General features: G+C 42.0%; 14 protein-coding genes. 10 read left to right on the forward strand and 4 right to left on the reverse strand.

What is annotated here, in order from left to right:
- Positions 1-7 precede the first annotated feature (7 nt).
- From HGO97_RS12665 to HGO97_RS12685, 5 genes are all read left to right on the forward strand, one after another.
- A complete protein-coding gene (locus tag HGO97_RS12665) occupies positions 8-1276 on the forward strand; it encodes an ABC transporter substrate-binding protein (protein WP_216242190.1) in 1269 nt (422 codons plus the stop codon).
- Positions 1277-1339: 63 nt separating this feature from the next.
- Entirely contained in the window at positions 1340-2236 is an 897-nt protein-coding gene (locus HGO97_RS12670; protein ID WP_216242192.1) for a carbohydrate ABC transporter permease, read from the forward strand.
- Positions 2233-3066, forward strand: coding sequence for a carbohydrate ABC transporter permease (locus tag HGO97_RS12675; protein ID WP_216242194.1), 834 nt, complete (start codon positions 2233-2235; stop codon positions 3064-3066). Before HGO97_RS12670 ends, HGO97_RS12675 begins: the two co-directional genes overlap by 4 nt.
- 11 nt (positions 3067-3077) lie before the next feature.
- Positions 3078-4595 carry an arabinosylfuranosidase ArfA gene (gene arfA / locus HGO97_RS12680; RefSeq protein WP_216242196.1) on the forward strand — a complete coding sequence of 506 codons (1518 nt, stop codon included), beginning with the start codon at positions 3078-3080 and terminating at the stop codon, positions 4593-4595.
- Positions 4588-5571, forward strand: a complete 984-nt coding sequence (locus tag HGO97_RS12685) for a family 43 glycosylhydrolase (RefSeq protein WP_216242198.1) — start codon at positions 4588-4590, stop codon at positions 5569-5571. Before arfA ends, HGO97_RS12685 begins: the two co-directional genes overlap by 8 nt.
- A gap of 162 nt (positions 5572-5733) precedes the next feature.
- Here HGO97_RS12685 and HGO97_RS12690 read toward each other — a convergent pair whose 3' ends face one another.
- On the reverse strand, positions 5734-7617 hold the full coding sequence (locus HGO97_RS12690; protein WP_216242200.1) for an alpha/beta hydrolase: 1884 nt from the start codon (positions 7615-7617) through the stop codon (positions 5734-5736).
- A gap of 184 nt (positions 7618-7801) precedes the next feature.
- On the opposite strand from HGO97_RS12690, the gene HGO97_RS12695 reads away from it, so the two are divergent.
- The 3 genes from HGO97_RS12695 (at position 7802) to metG (ending at position 11348) form a co-directional block, all read left to right on the forward strand.
- A complete protein-coding gene (locus HGO97_RS12695) occupies positions 7802-8809 on the forward strand; it encodes a LacI family DNA-binding transcriptional regulator (protein WP_168866782.1) in 1008 nt (335 codons plus the stop codon).
- A 273-nt stretch (positions 8810-9082) separates the two neighbouring features.
- Positions 9083-9247 (forward strand): hypothetical protein, encoded by a 165-nt coding sequence (locus tag HGO97_RS12700; RefSeq protein WP_216242202.1) that lies wholly within the window; start codon positions 9083-9085, stop codon positions 9245-9247.
- A 145-nt stretch (positions 9248-9392) separates the two neighbouring features.
- Positions 9393-11348 (forward strand): methionine--tRNA ligase, encoded by a 1956-nt coding sequence (metG, locus tag HGO97_RS12705; protein ID WP_330654253.1) that lies wholly within the window; start codon positions 9393-9395, stop codon positions 11346-11348.
- A gap of 79 nt (positions 11349-11427) precedes the next feature.
- Here metG and HGO97_RS12710 read toward each other — a convergent pair whose 3' ends face one another.
- The 3 genes from HGO97_RS12710 to HGO97_RS12720 are packed head-to-tail and all read right to left on the reverse strand — an operon-like array spanning position 11428 to position 15318.
- A complete protein-coding gene (locus tag HGO97_RS12710; RefSeq protein WP_216242206.1) occupies positions 11428-12375 on the reverse strand; it encodes a glycosyltransferase family 2 protein in 948 nt (315 codons plus the stop codon).
- Positions 12368-12760, reverse strand: a complete 393-nt coding sequence (locus tag HGO97_RS12715) for a GtrA family protein (RefSeq protein ID WP_216242208.1) — start codon at positions 12758-12760, stop codon at positions 12368-12370. The genes HGO97_RS12710 and HGO97_RS12715 overlap by 8 nt, the downstream gene beginning before the upstream one ends.
- Positions 12757-15318 (reverse strand): YfhO family protein, encoded by a 2562-nt coding sequence (locus HGO97_RS12720; protein ID WP_216242210.1) that lies wholly within the window; start codon positions 15316-15318, stop codon positions 12757-12759. Before HGO97_RS12720 ends, HGO97_RS12715 begins: the two co-directional genes overlap by 4 nt.
- Positions 15319-15493: 175 nt before the next feature.
- On the opposite strand from HGO97_RS12720, the gene HGO97_RS12725 reads away from it, so the two are divergent.
- Complete coding sequence (locus HGO97_RS12725; protein WP_216242212.1) at positions 15494-16225, forward strand: response regulator transcription factor; 732 nt, start codon at positions 15494-15496, stop codon at positions 16223-16225.
- Positions 16218-17579 (forward strand): histidine kinase dimerization/phospho-acceptor domain-containing protein, encoded by a 1362-nt coding sequence (locus HGO97_RS24230; protein ID WP_216242214.1) that lies wholly within the window; start codon positions 16218-16220, stop codon positions 17577-17579. Before HGO97_RS12725 ends, HGO97_RS24230 begins: the two co-directional genes overlap by 8 nt.
- Positions 17580-17828 lie beyond the last annotated feature (249 nt).

Consider the following 17828-nt stretch of genomic DNA (forward strand, 5'->3'; position numbering starts at 1 on the left):
TCGTATTATGAAATTGAAGAAAATTACCAGTATTATTTTGGCATGTACCATGACAGCTGCTTTATTTGCAGGTTGCGGAAAAAAGGAAACAAAAGAGCCGGAGTCTGCAAAAGCAAATGAGACAACATTGTCTTTATGGACCGTATTTACAGGTTCCGACGGAGATGTCCTGAAAGAAATAATCAATAAGTATAATGAGACTAATGAAGATGGCATTACAGTGGAAGTGGATATTATGGATAATGACACACTTCAATCGAAGCTGCCAGCGGCTATATCAACGGACACAGCACCGTCATTTATCTTAGTAGGAATTGAGTATATACAAGAATATGTGAATAATGACTCTCTGGAAGATATCAGTGATTTTTGGAAAGCTACGAATACAAACGAAGATAATTATTATGAAAACGTTGTTGCAAAATCATATGTTGGCGATACTTTATATGGTGTGCCGATGCAGTACAATCTGCAGTATCTCTATTACAATAAGGATATGTTCAGTGATGCAGGGCTGAATCCGGATGCACCGCCGACCACATTTGATGAGCTTGAAGAGTGTGCAAAAGCATTGACTGACAAAGATCAAGGAAAGTACGGATTAGCAATGCCGACAGATTTTGGCTATTACGTACAGTATCTTTGGGGAAATGGCGGGGATGTGATTAATACAGCAACCGATGAGAATCTCCTGAATTCCGAAACAAATATTAAGACGTTAACATGGCTGCAGGAATTAAAGAAAGCAGGGGTATCACCGGACGGGCTGACATCAGCGGAGGCCGATACGATGTTTCAGTCCGGACAGATTGGAATGTGTCTGGCAGGGCCGTGGAATATTAATATTTTAAATGGTCTTGGGATGAATTATGGTATTGCAGCTATGCCATCAGGAAGTGATGGGGCCTATTCAGCAGAGGGAGGCTGCTCATACATGATTCCAAAAGGAACAGATGAAGCAACGAAAAATGCAGTCTACAAATTTATGGCTTACTGGCTGACGGATGATGTACTGAAAGAATGGTCTGTACGCAATGGTTTCCCGGTATGGTCATACTCCCTGCTTGAGGATGAAGAGATTAAGTCTAATGATATTCTGAATAGTGTTTCTGAGGCATCTTCAATCGGAAGGGACTGGCACTTAGGATATGAATATGGAACTCAGATTGATAATGATGTAATGAAGCCTATGATGGAGAATATATTAATGGGGTCTGATGTTACTGGTGAAGTAAAAGACGCATCAAACAGGTTGGATGAGATAGTCACAAAATAATGGATGCAAGAGGAAAGTTCTGGGGTACTCAGAACTTTCCTTGCGAAAGGAGTAAATATCAAAATGGAGAAGACAAAAAAAATAGCAGCAAAAAACCAAAAAACAGCGTATTTGTTCATTCTCCCATCCATGGTTGTCCTGACTGTATTTGTATTTGTTCCGTTGGTTTCAGCATTTATCATTAGTATGCTGAACATGGATCTGTATATGAAAGATATATCCTTTGCTGGGGCGGAAAATTATCTGAAAATGTTTCAGGATGCACGTGTGTGGAATGCCACTAAAAATACATTGATTTTTACGGTAATAGAAGTTCCTGTACAGATATTTCTGGCATTAATACTCACTATGTTCATGCAGAAGAACACGAAATTGCATAAGTTTTTGCGTGCATCTTTCTATGTGCCTTATGTGTGTTCAATGACTGCTATTAGTATATTATGGTCCATGCTGTTAAATTCCAATTCTGGTATGCTGGCGTATTTATTGAAGAAAATAGGAATTGTCATGCCGAACCTAATGTCCAGTCCTACATATGCAATGGCTGTTATTATTATGGTTACTGTCTGGCGGAACTTTGGGTATACGCTGACTATTATAACGGCTGCGACTTTGGATATTCCATATTCTTTGTATGAAGCGGCAGATTTGGATGGGGCAAGTGGCCTCAAGAAGTTTATCTATATCACAATTCCGTCTATAAAGCAGACGATCGGATTCTGTGCAGTGACAACATTTATCCTTGCCTTCCAGGCATTTGACCAAATCTATGTGATGACTGGAGGAGGACCCCAGCATAAAACAGAAACACTGGTAAGTTATATCTATGACCGGGGATTCAAGACGGAACACGATTTAGGGTATGCGTCTTCTATATCTGTATATCTGTTTATAATTATAGCGATTATAACGATTTGCATGAGAAAATATATTAGTGGGAAGGAGGAACAACAGGCATGAGAGAAAAAAGAAAAGGTAAGATATTTGGAGTAACTGGAAATATTATTTTGTGTATCGTTGCTCTGCTGGTATTTATTCCGCTTGTCTGGCTGATTGTATCCTCCTTTAAGACGGATGCGGACGTCATTAAATGGCCTCCGGCATTTCTGCCGAAGGAGTGGGTTACGGCTCAATATGAATATGTAGTAAATGCAATTCCGATACTGAGCATGCTGAAGAATACAGTTGTCTTTGCGGGTAGTGTAACTGTTATAAGCCTGTTGTTTGATTCATTGGCGGCTTATGCATTTGCGAGAATGGAATTTAGAGGGAAAAAGGTGCTCTTTACAATTATTTTACTTACAATGATGGTGCCATTCCAGATTATTATGATTCCATTGTATATAGAAGAGTATAAGCTGGGAATTCTGGACACATTACTGGGGCTTATACTGCCCAGAGCATCCGGAGCATATGGGATTTATATGCTGACTTCATTTTTTTCAAGAATTCCAAAATCCCTGGAAGAGGCAGCCAGAATTGATGGCCTGAATAACTTTCAGATTTACAGAAAAATTGTGATGCCGCTATCGAAGCCTGCATTGATCAGTCTGGGAATCTATCATTTTATGAATAACTGGAATGACCTTTTATATCCTATGATGCTGTCCAGTTCAGTAGAGAATAGAACACTATCTGCCGGACTGGCCGTACTGGTCGGCAGCAATTCTATCAAATATGGACCGACACTGGCGGCGACAGTAATTTCTATCTGTCCGTTATTATTGTTATTCTTATTTGGGCAGAGGTTCTTTATTGAAGGAATTGCTACTTCGGGAGTGAAAGAATAAAGGAGAAAATAATGTATAAGGCAGAACTGATTATAAACAAAGATTTTAGAAATGCAGAAGTGAGTCCCCTTATATATGGTTCATTTGTTGAACATATGGGGCGGGTGGTATATAACGGAATATATGAGCCAGGGCATCCAAAGTCAGATGAAAATGGTTTCCGCGAAGATGTTATCCAGAAGGTTAAGGAAATGGGAGTTACCTGTATCAGATATCCCGGAGGAAATTTTGTATCCTGTTATGATTGGCGGGATGGTGTTGGAAAAAAGGAAGAACGGCCAAGGCGGAGAGAACTTGCATGGAAATCGATAGAAACGAATCAATTTGGTACAGATGAATTTATGCAGTGGGCGAAAAAGGCAGATATTACACCAATATTTGCAGTGAATCTTGGTACAAAAGGGGTTGAAAACGCAGTCTCTCTGTTGGAGTACTGCAACCTGCCTGCCGGGACATCCTATAGTGACTGGCGTTTGGAAAACGGCAGTGAGGAACCATATGGAATTCCAATATGGTGTCTGGGCAATGAGATGGATGGCACATGGCAGATTGGCCATAAGACACCGGAGGATTATGGAAAACTAGCAGCACAAGCTGCACATGCGATGAAGGCATTGGACAGTTCAATTAAGACTGTTGTGTGTGGCAGTTCATCAACAGATGTACCAACTTATACTGATTGGGAAAGAATCGTATTGGAATATACATATGATTTTGCAGATTATATTTCCCTGCATCAGTATTATGGAGGGCAGGAGATGGGAACAGAAGAGTTTCTTGCCCAATCGGTAGATATGGAAGAATACATACAGACTGTAATTGGAATCTGTGACATGGTTAAAAGTAAAAAGAAATCAAACAAAAAAATAGATATTTGCTTCGATGAGTGGGGGGTATGGGAAATCTCTGGTGAAGAAGTAGCCGACTCAGTCTCTTCCAGAGAGTGGCAGGTGGCCCCTGCCTTCAGTGAACAAATCTATACTATGGAAGATGCCCTGCTATTTGCAGGTATGCTTATGGCTATGGTTAAAAAATGTGATAGGGTAAAGGTGGCATGCCAGTCACTGCTTACCAATATCAGCGCCGCAATTATGACTGAGAATGGGGCAGAAGTATGGGTTCAGCCTATCTTTTATCCGTTTTCATATATGTCCAGGTATGGTAAAGGTATTCTGATGGAGAGTATTTTGAAGTCCCCGTGTTACTTATCTAAGAAAGGAAAAGAAATCCCATATCTTGATCAGGTGGTCATTTATAATGAAAAAGAAAGTGAATTAGTCTTATATCTGGTAAATAGAAAGGGAGAACCGGCAGTAGTAGAAACAGTTCTCCAGGGTTTTTGCACAGATACAGTAGCAGAGCATACAAGTTTATTCCATGCGGATATAAAGGCAGATAATAAATCAGACCATGAAAAAGTGAAACCTCATTTTGCAATGATAGAAGAAACAGAGAAAACAAAAGTAAGCTGTAAACTAGAGCCTTACTCCTGGAACATGATACGTATAAAGGTGAACAGAAATGAATAAATATAACTATAAAGAAACGGAATATAATACCCCTTTCATATACAACAGGGCAGATCCTCAAATTTACAGACATTCTGACGGAATGTACTATTTTACTGCTTCGGTACCAGAATATGACCGGCTTATATTAAGAAAATCTGACAGTATTAAGGGACTTCGTGAGGCAGAGGAAAAGATTATATGGAGAAAACATAGTTCTGGAAAACAGAGCATTCATATCTGGGCGCCCGAGCTTCATTATTTGTGGGGAAAATGGTATATTTACTATGCAGCAGGAGATAAAGACGATATCTGGGCAATCAGGCCCTATGTTCTGGCATGTACGGGGAATGATCCGATCCGGGATGAATGGATAGAACTGGGGCAGATGCAGGCTGCGGAAGAAGACGAGTTTTCGTTTCTGGATTTCTCTCTGGATGCCACGGTTATGCTGCACAATGGTGAATATTATTATATCTGGGCTGAAAAAACAGGGACGGGAAAAAAGATTTCGAACTTATACATAGCGAGAATGGAAGCGCCTGATAAACTGTCAACTCCACAGGAATTGCTTTCGAAGCCGGATTATCCATGGGAACGAAGTGGCTTCTGGGTAAATGAGGGACCAGCGGTTTTAAAACACAATGGCCGGATATATCTGACCTATTCTGCCAGCGATACAGGAAAGGCATACTGCATGGGGATGCTGTCTGTAAATGAAACAGAGGATATATTGGACCCGAATAATTGGTCAAAACGTATAACACCTGTATTGTGTACGGATGAGAAAAAAGGGATTTTTGGACCGGGTCATAATTCTTTTGTAAAGTCAGATGATGGGAAAAAAGATATCTGTGTTTTTCATGCCCGCTGTTATGATGAAATAGAAGGGGACCCTTTATATGATCCTAACCGTCATACCATGATGATTGAAGTACAATGGGATGAAAAAGGTGAACCTGTTTTTGATCTGGGAAAAATATATAGGGGCGAATAACTGCTATGGGCGGGGCCTCTTCTCAGTAGATTACATTACACCATGAAAGTAAATTAACCTGTTGTGCTAACTCGATTTGAAAAAACTGTAGACTACTAAAAATAAGCTGTTTAAGTTTTTGGATTTTTGGTTGGCACAACAGGTTGAATTATATAATATGTTTTACCCAAGAAAACGGCTGGTTGTATTTGTACTGCTGATAATTGCAACGATCACGCCGGTAATAATACCTGCTAGATAAGGATTTTTGGTTATTTTATATAGTACGCGGTCGATGACGGAGGCACCTGGTATAATAATTAAAAACGCCCATAATTGTGCGATGTTCATAGGTGCATTATTATTGGACCATGCCATGTGCCCAATTGCTACATAAGTACCATACTGGATTGCCAGTAAAATCAGGATTGGAAGCAGAGCCACGATTGTAAGTACCAGGTTATTTGACCAGGAATGCTTTCCACCGATCTGGTTAAAGTTAAAACAGTTGCTTGCTGCAGAATATGTAATGTAAAATATCAGGAACAGGAAGGCATGTGGGAAAAGAGCCATCCGTAGAGTGTTTGCATTAAATGCTTTAATGCCTACATTCCAGATTCTGAAATCGCTTACAAAGAAGTAGTCTGCAAAAAATACCCAGGCATATGCGGCAGCAATAACGACTGCAGCAAGGAGAAGTGTTTTTCCTAATTTTTTTAGTGGCATTTTTACACCAATTTCATTCAGGTCAAGTCCGGTTGCCTTTCCATAGATCTTGTAGCTTGCACACATTACAGCAATAGAAATAACCCCACAGAGGGCAGCCCAAAGTGCAATGCCAAAGATCATAGGTTGTTCTGTAAATGTCAGATTTTTTCCAAATTCTACGACGGGCTGATAGGATAGAGCACCAATAACAGTACTAATCGCAGAACCAAATATGAACCACAATATTCCGTTCTTATTAGTCTTTCTGGCAGTGGCAATCTCATTTGCACGGAGCTTTTCAAAATATGGCGTATAAAGTAATGTTGTAGCAAAAGAGATGATAAACATTACGAAACCGATCATTCCGACAAAATTAAGAGCTTCTTTTAACTGCCAAATCTGATTAGAAGCAGGAAGTTCAACCGGAGATCCGAATGCTTCATTAAAAAAGGTGATGGTTGCCGTTGCAGATCTTTTACTGAAATGTGACCAGGGATGAATCTGTACAGGGTTAAAAATTGCACGTATGGCATCTTCACCACTAATTGTTTCGTGATAGATCGTATCTGCTTTTCGTGTTTCAAGCCCGGAAGGGTCTTTCCCAAAATGCAGGAATGACTGTGCGTAGTAACTTTCGTCCATATAATAAGGTGCTTGGAGAAGAGTTCCGCTTTCTGTCATAGTCTGTTGGAAAAATTCATCGTATTTACTTGCTATGATTCCGACATCACGGGTATTATACATGTTGGCATAGTTACCATCAAGACCTGCCAATGTAGCGAGTCCGCCCATTGTGTTTGGACTGTCGGTATACATGGCGTCGATACAATTCAATAAGACTGCTGAAATAATAGGGGCTTCACTGGCATCGTCTGCTAATACTGCCAGATTGCTGGACATACCTCCCATAGAATGTCCTGTGACACCAATTTTTTCTTTATCAACATAAGGCAGTCTGGATAATTCCAGAGCACCCTGATATACAGAAATAAAGTTAAAACCAGTTCCATTCTCTCCTGCATAGTCGGCAATATCAGATTCTCCGCACCCGGGTTGGTCAACGGCAAGTACAACATAACCGCGCCGGGATAATTCTACGCTGTTAGAATCCTGCATTTCTTTGTTGTTGAGGTACCCATGGCTTGTTACAACTGCTGGTGCAGGATGCTTGGCACTCGCATTATCAGGAATATACAGATTGGCACTGATGCCGATACCGGCTTCTGTTTCCCAGTATATGTGTTTTACAGAGACATGTCCACCATTGGTCTGCACAAGCGAAACTCCGATCATACTGATAAACATCAATATAATCGATATGCAGAGAAACCTCTTTGATCTCTTCTTTACTCGTTCCATTTTATTTACCCTCCTTAGTAATGATAGAGAAATTTTATGATTGAATGAACTTTATTACTATTGCAAATAAAGTGTTTTTAACTTTATTTTAACTTTATTATTTAAAAGAACTTTATTTCTATAGATCTCTATGGTATTTTATAGGCAGAGTCAAACTACTGGCAATGAAAAGAGGAGGTCTGCTATGTCTATTACGGCAAAGGAATTAGCACAAAAACTTAATATTTCGGCAACTGCTGTATCCATGGCGCTAAATAACCGTCCAGGTGTAAGTACTACGACCCGGAATCGAATTTTAGAGGCTGCAGAAAAATATGGTTATGATCTAAGCCGACATCAGATTTCCAAGATTCAAAGCAACGAAATATATTTTATAGCTTACCGTGCATACGATACCGTTCTGAATTATAATGGTATCTTTTTTGAGATGTTTGAGGGAATGGAAGAAGAATGCCGGAAAAGTAACTATCATATTCAAATATTACATGTAAACGATTCAGAAATAGATGTGGAAAATATAATCGGAGAACTTAGAATACGTTCAACAGCGGGTCTTATATTGCTAGGCACTACGATTACTAAAAAGGCCTGTCTTGCGTTCCTTGCTCTTGGGGTTCCGACCATATTGCTGGACAGTTATCTGGATGCTTTAGAGTGTAGTAGTGTACTTATAAATAATAAGCAGGGGGCATACCTTGCAGCAGAATATTTGATACATACTCGTAAAGCTCAGCCTGGATATATTTCATCGACATTGCGGCTTGGCAACTTTGAGGAACGCCAAATGGGCTTTCGGAGTGCATTGCGTGATCATGGACTCTCACCAGCCAAATCAGTAACCCATGAAGTTTCTCCCTCCATAGAGGGAGCTTTTACTGATATGCTGGATATCATAGAAAAGGGGGAGGAATTAGCAGACTGCTATTTTGCGGAAAATGACCTTATTGCGATAGGTACCATAAAAGCCCTGACTCTTTGTGGAATTAAAGTTCCCGATGAGGTGGGGATTATTGGTTTCGATAATATTGGTATGTGTAGTGTGGTTCAGCCTGCTTTGACGAGTATTTCCATACCCCGGAAATTTATGGGGCAGACAGCAGCAAGGCAATTAATCTACCAGATTCAGGAGAATAACCTTCATCCGGTTAAGATTGAAGTTGCAGCAAAGTTGATAAAACGTTTTTCTGTATAAGCTGTTCTGCTAAAGTATATTAAAAATAACTCATAGTGAAAAGTTTAAAATTACAGTTTAGATTTAGTGGAAACTTCCACAAATCCTTCCTTGACATTCTGATTTTGCTGTGATACGCTTTTTAACAGACCAAACAGAATACTCAAAAGAGAACGCAATGACGAAGAGAGTAACCTGAAGGACATTTTACAGAGAATTCCCGGAGGATTCATACCGACAAGGGCCCTATATGTGCTGCTTTTGTTTGGAGGATCTCGAAGCTGAGAGGGATGAATGAAGTGCAGGCGAACATGGCTTCCGAGCGGCGCACCGAACAGACAGCAGATGAGAAGTAAGATTTTTGATGCTGTTTTTTGCAAGGCTGCGATGGGTTCGCCCTTTATAGCGAAGAAGTGCTTGACGGCACTTGCTGAGGCTCTATCCGTGAGGGTAGGGTGAACTAGGAGTGGTAACACGGATATATCCGTCTTCTTATTTTAGAAGGCGGTTTTTTTTATGATATGGGAAAGTTCGAAGAACTATCCCATATCATAAGAAGCCGTCAGCATTTTCGCGTATCAACAAATTAATTCATATAAGGACACTGTCTTCGGGGAAAAGCCGTGTCCCAAAAAAGGAGAGAGAAACTATGTCAGAGAAACCAAAGTATTACATCACAACCGCGATTGCCTATACATCAGGCAAGCCGCACATCGGAAACACATATGAGATTGTCCTCGCAGATGCAATTGCAAGATATAAGAGAAGCCAGGGCTACGATGTGTTCTTCCAGACAGGAACAGACGAACACGGTCAGAAAATTGAATTAAAGGCTGATGAGGCCGGCATTACACCAAAGGAATTTGTGGATGGTGTTGCAGGAGAGATTCAGAGAATTTGGGATTTAATGGATACTTCCTATGACAAGTTCATCCGTACAACAGATGATTATCATGAGAAACAGGTTCAGAAGATTTTCAAGAAATTATACGACAAGGGAGACATTTACAAGGGGCATTACGAAGGAATGTACTGTACTCCATGTGAGTCTTTCTTCACAGAATCACAGTTAGTAGACGGAAAATGCCCTGACTGTGGACGTGAGGTTCAGCCTGCGAAGGAAGAGGCATACTTCTTTAAAATGAGCAAATATGCAGACCGCCTGATTGAGCATATCAATACACACCCGGAATTCATTCAGCCGGTATCACGTAAGAATGAGATGATGAACAACTTCCTGCTTCCGGGACTTCAGGATTTGTGTGTATCCAGAACCTCCTTCAAGTGGGGAATCCCGGTAGACTTCGATCCAAAGCATGTAGTCTATGTATGGCTGGATGCGCTGACCAACTACATCACCGGAATTGGATATGACTGCGATGGCGAGTGCACAGACCAGTTCAAGAAGGACTGGCCGGCAGACCTGCACCTGATCGGAAAAGACATCATCCGTTTCCATACCATCTACTGGCCGATTTTCCTGATGGCACTGGATCTTCCACTGCCGAAGCAGATTTTCGGGCATCCGTGGCTGTTACAGGGCGATGGCAAGATGAGCAAGTCCAAAGGAAACGTGCTGTATGCAGATGAGCTGGTTGATTTCTTTGGTGTGGATGCAGTCCGCTACTTCGTTCTCCACGAAATGCCGTTCGAGAATGACGGTGTGATTTCCTGGGAACTGATGGTAGAGCGTCTGAATTCTGATCTGGCAAACACACTTGGAAATCTGGTCAACCGTACCGTTTCTATGACGAATAAATATTTTGGCGGCGTGGTAACTGACAAAGGCGTGGCAGAGGAAGTAGATGCCGACTTAAAGGCTGTTGTAGAGAATACACCGAAGGCAGTGGAAGCGAAGATGAACGACCTTCGTGTGGCAGATGCAATGACAGAGATCTTTAACCTGTTCAAACGCTGCAATAAATACATTGATGAGACAATGCCATGGGTACTTGCAAAGGATGAAGCAAAGAAAGACAGACTTGAGACTGTACTGTGGAACCTGATTCAGAGCATTTCCGCAGGTGCAAGACTTCTGGAGTCCTTCATGCCGTCCACAAGTGAAAAGATACTGGCACAGTTAAATGACGGACACGTCACAGATAAGCCGGAAATCCTGTTCCAGAGACTGGATCTGGAGGAAGTCCTGAAAAAAGTAGAAGAACTTCACCCACCTGTAGCCGATACAGAAGAAGCTGCGGGGGAAGAGGCTGTGATCGACATCGAAGCAAAACCAGAAATCACATTCGAGCAGTTCGGTGCAATGCAGTTCCAGGTAGGCGAAATCATTGCCTGTGAAGAAGTGAAGAAATCCAAGAAATTACTGTGCTCCCAGGTAAAAGTCGGAAGTCAGGTCAAACAGATCGTTTCTGGTATCAAAGCACATTATACAGCAGAGGAAATGGTCGGTAAGAAGGTCATGGTGCTCGTGAACTTAAAACCTGCGAAACTAGCTGGCGTACTGTCAGAGGGAATGCTGCTCTGCGCAGAGGATGCAGACGGAAATCTGGCATTGATGACACCGGAGAAAAATATGCCGGCAGGGGCAGAGATCTGCTAGATCAGATTATCAAGAACATGAAATAATTATCATATAGAAAAGGGGAACGCAGATCAAGATATGTCTGCGTTCCCTATTTTTAATTGTGACTTTTTGAAAAGCCTTCTTCTCTTTTTACAATGTAAAGCGGCCGCCTCTTCGTCTCCATATAGTCTTTCGACACATACTGTCCCAATACAGAGAGAAACAAAAGCTGTATTCCATTCAGCACCAATATCAGCAGAACAATCATCATAATTCCACTGATAGGGGCTCCAAAGAGAAGGGCACGTACTGCGGCCCCAATTCCCAGAAGTACGGCAATCCCAAGCAGGATGCTCCCCGTTGTTCCAGCCAATGTAACAGGTGCGGTGGAGAAGGAAAAGATTCCATCTAATGCATAGCGAAACAGGCTTTTAAAATTCCATTTGCTGTCTCCGGCAGCTCTCTCTACATTATGAAAAGGAATCCATTTGGTATCGAATCCGATAAAGGAGAAAATCCCTTTCATATACCGGTTATATTCTTTAAATTCAAGGATGGAGTCTGCCATCGCCCGGTTCATCATTCTAAAATCCCCGGCCCCGTCGCTCATATTGAGATCACATAATTTATTGATGACCTTATAAAAGCTTCTGGAAAGGAAGTTACGGACCTTCCCTTCTCCTTCCCGATCCTCGCGGAATCCCGCGCAGCAGTCATAGCCTTCATTTTTCAGGACACGGTACATCTCTTTTAACAATGCTGGTGGATGCTGAAGGTCAGCGTCCATAAAGACACAATAATCTCCGTCTGCGTGCTGCAGCCCAGCATACATAGCTGCTTCCTTTCCGAAGTTCCTGGAAAATGATAAGTACTTACAGCGCTTGTCCTTATAAGCCAGACTTTCCAGGATATCCGGTGTATGGTCCCGGCTTCCGTCATCGATAAAAATAAATTCACATTCTGCGTTCTCGATATCCCGGACCGCCTTTTCGGTTTCGTTGTAAAACAAAAGAAGTACTTGTTCTTCGTTATAACAGGGTACAATAATACTGATTTTATCCATGATTCGGTTCCTCCTTTTGAAAGATTTTATACTTGCATAGCACATAGTTAGACAATACGGTAATGATGCTGACCACCACCTTTGATGGCAGAGGATGGAGGCCCAGGCAGCTTACGGTCAGCCAGAGCAGTATATTTTCTGCCATGAGAGTCAGGAAACGCAGGAAAACAAAGGAGCTGAATTCCTGTAAAATATGTCCTTTGGAATGGAATACCCATCTGCGGTTCATGACATAGGCCGTCAGGACCGCGCCGATCCATGCAACTGTATTTGCAGCAAGATATTCCACCTTCGCCTGAATGAGGATAAAGTAAATAATATAGTTGACCAAAGTCGTGGCCCCGCCGCTGACACAGTAGCAGAGCAGTTCTTTTTTCGATTTCATCTTAAGACCTCTTTTCTTTTAAAGAACAGCCATGCGAGTAAACTCAATAAGCTGATCCAATATCCAGCCCTTTGTCCTGGAGCATGAAAAATGATTCGAATGTCATGTTTTCCTTTCTCGAGCCGGGCTCCTGCAAATGCTTGATTTACCTTCAATATAGGAACATTTTTCCCATCAACGATGATTTCCATTCCTTTTTGCAGTGGAATGGAGGTGATAAAATAACCATCGTCCGTCACATCAGCGGTACAGGATAGGATTTCATTCCCTTTTGTCTTATGGGCCGCTGTGGAAGTGTACTGTTTCCGAGACAGGAGCTGTTCCTCATAAAGATGCCAGTCTGTGTGTCTGATCAGATAGGTTCCTTTTGAAAAAGTAATGTCGAGCTGGTCCAACCCATTCCCGGAAGCATCTGAAAACTGGTAATGGAATATATCATTTCCGTTCGGATAGGGTGCAGAGGCACCGGAAAGCTTGTTCCTCATACCGTTGATATCGATCACAACGGCCTTTCTGCTCTTGTTGACAACCTGGAAATTCAATAGCAGTATTTTATTCTTTAATGCTTCTTTCAGTGGAAATGTAACCTTTGTTTTTTCCCTTACATCAAGGAGATAACCATCTTTTGTTTTAGAAATCTGAATCGTATCTGGCAAAGCTGTCTTCTGGAATGCAGGTGAAAACTTCTGCATATGTGAAACATATTCCGTGGAGGCAGTGCCGTCAGTAACAGGGACAGTGTTGTTATCAGAAGTGTGGTCGGGAACAATGGTATACCGGGTAATTGCATCCAGGCGGTCATAATCGTTCAGCTTTAGAAACTCGGATTCCTTCATGATCTCAGTTGTGACATATGCAATAGGCAGCACGTTTCTATTTTCTGTCAACACAGTTGTTGTGCCGTTCTTTGCCCCTTCCTTTTCAGTAGATACTACCTTATAGCCATAAGGGATGTGATTCATTGTTGTCTGTAAATAACGTACTCCCAGAAAATTCAGCAGGAATGGATTTCCTGACGGAAGGACAGCAAGACTGTTATTAATCTGTATCGGTGCAAGAAAGGTGTCATAGAAGACGGATGCGTAGTCCTTGTTCGTAATGGAGGAATACATGGAGCCTTTCTGGACCCCTCTGCCCTGTATGAGGTTGCATGTGTTCAAAACATCCATCAGGTTTTCGCTTCGATACAGAGGATTCAGGTCCGCCTGCTGGAACATCTTTGAGGCGGTTGCGGTAGTTTCTAACTCTTCTTTTTTTACAAAGCTGTCTTTTGGCATAGTCTGTAAAAACATCAAACAGGGCAGGATACACAGCAGAAGACAGGAAACAGACCTCCAAATCCGAACCATGGCTTTTTTCCCTTTTATGTTCTGTAGAATTACTACAAGGGTGACAATGCTGATATCAGCAGCAATCCAGCCAGCCTTTGAATCGGATATCCACAGTGGAGCTGAGAGGGCCAGCAGGAGCAAGGGCCAGAGTTTCCAGTCAGGTCCCTTACTATAGTGAGGTTCCGTTTTTTCCGAAATCAGTGCATTGAGAAGCCTTGTACACTGCAGTATTACAAGTGGAACGAACGGAATCAGGATTTTGCTCCTTGTATACAGCGTTCCATTCAAGATCCAGGCCGCAAAGCTCCAAGTAGATACAATCAGCAGGAACAAACTCTCCATTCGGTATTTTTTATACCCAAGACCTAATAATAGAAGGTACAGGCAGATGATGGTCAATCCCATTCCATAGGGACTGTACAAAAGTCCGCCTAAATGCTCTGCTGTGCCAAAGATTTCGTTCAGGCTCAAGGGCTCGGTGGTGCGGCGGTGCTCCAGTATCACCAGTGCGGTTGGGAGAAGGAGCAGAGCGGCCATACCAATGGAAAGAAACACAGATCTGAGATATAGTACAATCCCATTTGTCCAGAAGCTGTATCCTTCTTGCCTTAGCCAATACCAAGCAATTACTGCAAGACAGGAAATCGAATAGTAGAAACTATTTACATAAATAAAAAATAAGATGAGCGGAAAAAGGCCGAATCTCCGCTTTTTTACAGCTAAAAGTGCAAGTATCAGAAAAAGCATATAGTTGATGAACATGATCTGCCGATGCGTTTGGAAGAAGCAGGCGGCAGTCATAAAAAGCAGGCTTCCGATAAAAGCTGCAAATGGTTCGATTCGGTCCTTTTCATCCTGGCCGGGGGTACATGTTGTCAGCCAGTAATAACAAAGCAGGACGGAGCACAGATATCCTGCCAGCATATATCCAATCATCAGCTTGACCATTGGAATACCAGGCAGCAGACAGCCAATGAGAATATCCGGTCTTAAATATCCGTAATAGGAAAACTGATATCCATTACTTCCCCCACCCAGTGGTAAAAATGCAGGTGTCAAGGTGTGCTGTTCAAGGCAGGCGCTGCGGATCGTCTCGGCAAGCTGCACGTGCTGGCTGAGCCAGTCTGTATGAGAACCATAGAAACACCCGTCTGGAAGTATCAGCAGTATAAAAATGATGAAGAGTCCGGCCAGCAGGCCGGGAAAGAAATTTTTTTTTCGAATCATAGCACTCTCCTTAGTTCTTTCGTGTAATAAGGAATCCGAGATGTCCTTTGGTATTACTAAGTATACGTATCGTTTCTTAAAGATTGCCCAAAGTGAATCTGAAGAATTCTTAAGAAGGCATAATTTTCTTAAAATTTCATGTATAATAAATTTTATAAAGAGGAGGAGATAAGAGATGGAAACAGCCAGGATACTTGTGGTAGATGATAATCCGGAGATTCGTGAAATCATTCAGATTCTGCTTATGGGGGAAGGATTTCAGATCGAACAGGCAGGAAATGGAACAGAAGCTCTTGAGGCTCTGGAGATTCAGGAATTCGATTTAATCATACTGGATATTATGATGCCGGGGATGAACGGGTATCAGACCTGCCTGGAGATTCGTAAGAAGAGCAACGCTCCGATTCTGTTTTTAAGTGCCAAGGGGCAGGAGAGCGACAAGACACTTGGATTTTCCAGTGGAGGAGATGATTATCTTGTTAAGCCTTTTTCTTATAATGAATTGGTCAGCCGGGCCAAGGCACTGATTCGAAGATATCAAATTTATAAAGGGAAAGACTCATTTTCTGCAAATGTCGAAACAAAAGATTCTTTTGCCGGGCAGAAAAAGATTGTTTATTTTCATGACCTGGAGCTGGATGAGACGGCAGAAACGGTATCCATTGATGGAAAAACAATCGAGCTTACAGATACAGAGTATGCCATGCTGCATCTTCTGGTAAAGAACAGGCACCAGATATTTTCCGCGGAACGGCTCTACGAGGCTGTGTGGGACGAGTCCTATTATTATGGGGCGAATAATACGATCATGGTCCATATCCGTAATCTTCGTAAAAAAATAGAGAAAGATCCTAAAAATCCAGAGTTGATCAAAACAATCTGGGGAAAGGGGTACCGCTGTGATTAAGAAAGTGATTTCAAGAAGTAGAAGAATGAAGATTCGGACAAAGCTTAGTGTATTGCTGATCGTATCTGCGGCCCTGAGTCTTTTGATGTTCGCATTTTTATGGAAGAACATGGGAAATGTGTGGAGGTTTATGTGCCGTTTCCCGGCTATTTCATGGGACAGGCAGGCTCTGATCGAGAAGATAGAAGAGACGGCCCCATATTATGATGTCCCAGACAATGAAGAAAATGTCGAGGAGACCAAGGCATTCAAACCTTTTTTTAATATTAAAGATAAATATACAAGTCTGTATATATATGAGATCGGTGGAAAAGGGCTTTTCCGGGCCGGGGCATATGCGGAGATCATGGCGACGTCTCCAGTTGCAGAGTTCATGAATTTTGAATATCAGATGACATCAGGTGAGGTAGAGATGCATTATGAGGTGCCCACTCAATTTCATAATGGGGAATTTACCGTTATGATCTTTTCTTATCATTCTGTAAGAATCATTACCGTATACTTGATTATCAGTGTTTTGCTCAGCATCGCAGTCTTTTTGTCCATCAATTTGGTTTTTATAAACCGTAAGATGAAGGCGGTTCTGGGCATGAAGGATGAGGTCCTGCTCATGGCGTCGGGCGAATTGAACCACCCGGTTTCTGCCTGCGGTGAGGATGAGATCGGGATTCTTTCCAGTGAGCTGGACCATCTGCGCATCGCTCTGAAAGAAAATATCCATCAGGAAGAAGAGAGCAGAAAAGCGAACCAGGACCTGATCACCACGATGTCCCATGACCTGAGGACGCCTCTCACCATCTTAAGCGGCTACCTGGAAGTATTAAAGCATAAGCGGGTCTCCCCTGAGATGGAGGAGGATTACCTGGACCGGTGCCTCAAGAAAACCAATGATATCAAAGAGATGACGGACAAAATGTTCGAGTATGCTCTGGTATATGAGGAGACCGAGGACGTAACAATTACGAAAGTCAAGCTTGAAACCATGCGGGGAATCCTATACGAGAACCTGGATTTCCTCCGCCTGGCGGGTTTTCGGGCAGATGTCGTAATGGAAGAATGTACAGGGGCAGTCCTTGGTGATGAAGTCCTGCTCAAAAGGATCTTCAATAATCTCTTTTCCAATATCCTGAAATATGGAGATAAGACAACCCCCGTAAAGCTCAGCCTCCAGATGGAAAAGAAGAAGGTAAAAGTCGGCCTGATCAATACCGTAAAAAAAGAGAAAGATGGAACCGAGAGCCACTGCATCGGACTGAAAAGTGCCAAGAAAATGGTAGACCTGATGGAGGGAGAAATATACGTACTTAATCAGGCAGAGATCTATAGTGTCCAGATCAGCCTTCCGATTGCATAGGGGGCGGCCCTCTTGCAAGTCATTTTCAGAATTGCGTGTACAATTATCTCATGAACCACAAAATATAGGGATGAAAAAGCGCGTTAAATACAATTATATGATTAAATAATCAGTTAATTATATACAAATAATACAATTAAAAATTTATTTATAAAAAATAATAAAAATGTGTTGACAAATAAAAATCCTTATGCTAATATAAAGTCAATCCAAAAGAGATACAAAAACAACAAAGAAACATCTCAAAGG

The sequence above is a fragment of the Faecalicatena faecalis genome (assembly GCF_012524165.2).
GTDB classification, from domain to species: domain Bacteria; phylum Bacillota; class Clostridia; order Lachnospirales; family Lachnospiraceae; genus Faecalicatena_A; species Faecalicatena_A faecalis.

Excerpts from the sequence above, each read along its gene's own strand:
- HGO97_RS12665 (WP_216242190.1), top strand. The coding sequence starts at position 8 with ATGAAATTGAAGAAAATTACCAGTATTATTTTGGCATGTACCATGACA.
- HGO97_RS12670 (WP_216242192.1), top strand. The coding sequence starts at position 1,340 with ATGGAGAAGACAAAAAAAATAGCAGCAAAAAACCAAAAAACAGCGTAT.
- HGO97_RS12675 (WP_216242194.1), top strand. The coding sequence starts at position 2,233 with ATGAGAGAAAAAAGAAAAGGTAAGATATTTGGAGTAACTGGAAATATT.
- arfA (WP_216242196.1), top strand. The coding sequence starts at position 3,078 with ATGTATAAGGCAGAACTGATTATAAACAAAGATTTTAGAAATGCAGAA.
- HGO97_RS12685 (WP_216242198.1), top strand. The coding sequence starts at position 4,588 with ATGAATAAATATAACTATAAAGAAACGGAATATAATACCCCTTTCATA.
- HGO97_RS12690 (WP_216242200.1), bottom strand. The coding sequence starts at position 7,617 with ATGGAACGAGTAAAGAAGAGATCAAAGAGGTTTCTCTGCATATCGATT.
- HGO97_RS12695 (WP_168866782.1), top strand. The coding sequence starts at position 7,802 with ATGTCTATTACGGCAAAGGAATTAGCACAAAAACTTAATATTTCGGCA.
- HGO97_RS12700 (WP_216242202.1), top strand. The coding sequence starts at position 9,083 with ATGAAGTGCAGGCGAACATGGCTTCCGAGCGGCGCACCGAACAGACAG.
- HGO97_RS12710 (WP_216242206.1), bottom strand. The coding sequence starts at position 12,375 with ATGGATAAAATCAGTATTATTGTACCCTGTTATAACGAAGAACAAGTA.
- HGO97_RS12715 (WP_216242208.1), bottom strand. The coding sequence starts at position 12,760 with ATGAAATCGAAAAAAGAACTGCTCTGCTACTGTGTCAGCGGCGGGGCC.
- HGO97_RS12720 (WP_216242210.1), bottom strand. The coding sequence starts at position 15,318 with ATGATTCGAAAAAAAAATTTCTTTCCCGGCCTGCTGGCCGGACTCTTC.
- HGO97_RS12725 (WP_216242212.1), top strand. The coding sequence starts at position 15,494 with ATGGAAACAGCCAGGATACTTGTGGTAGATGATAATCCGGAGATTCGT.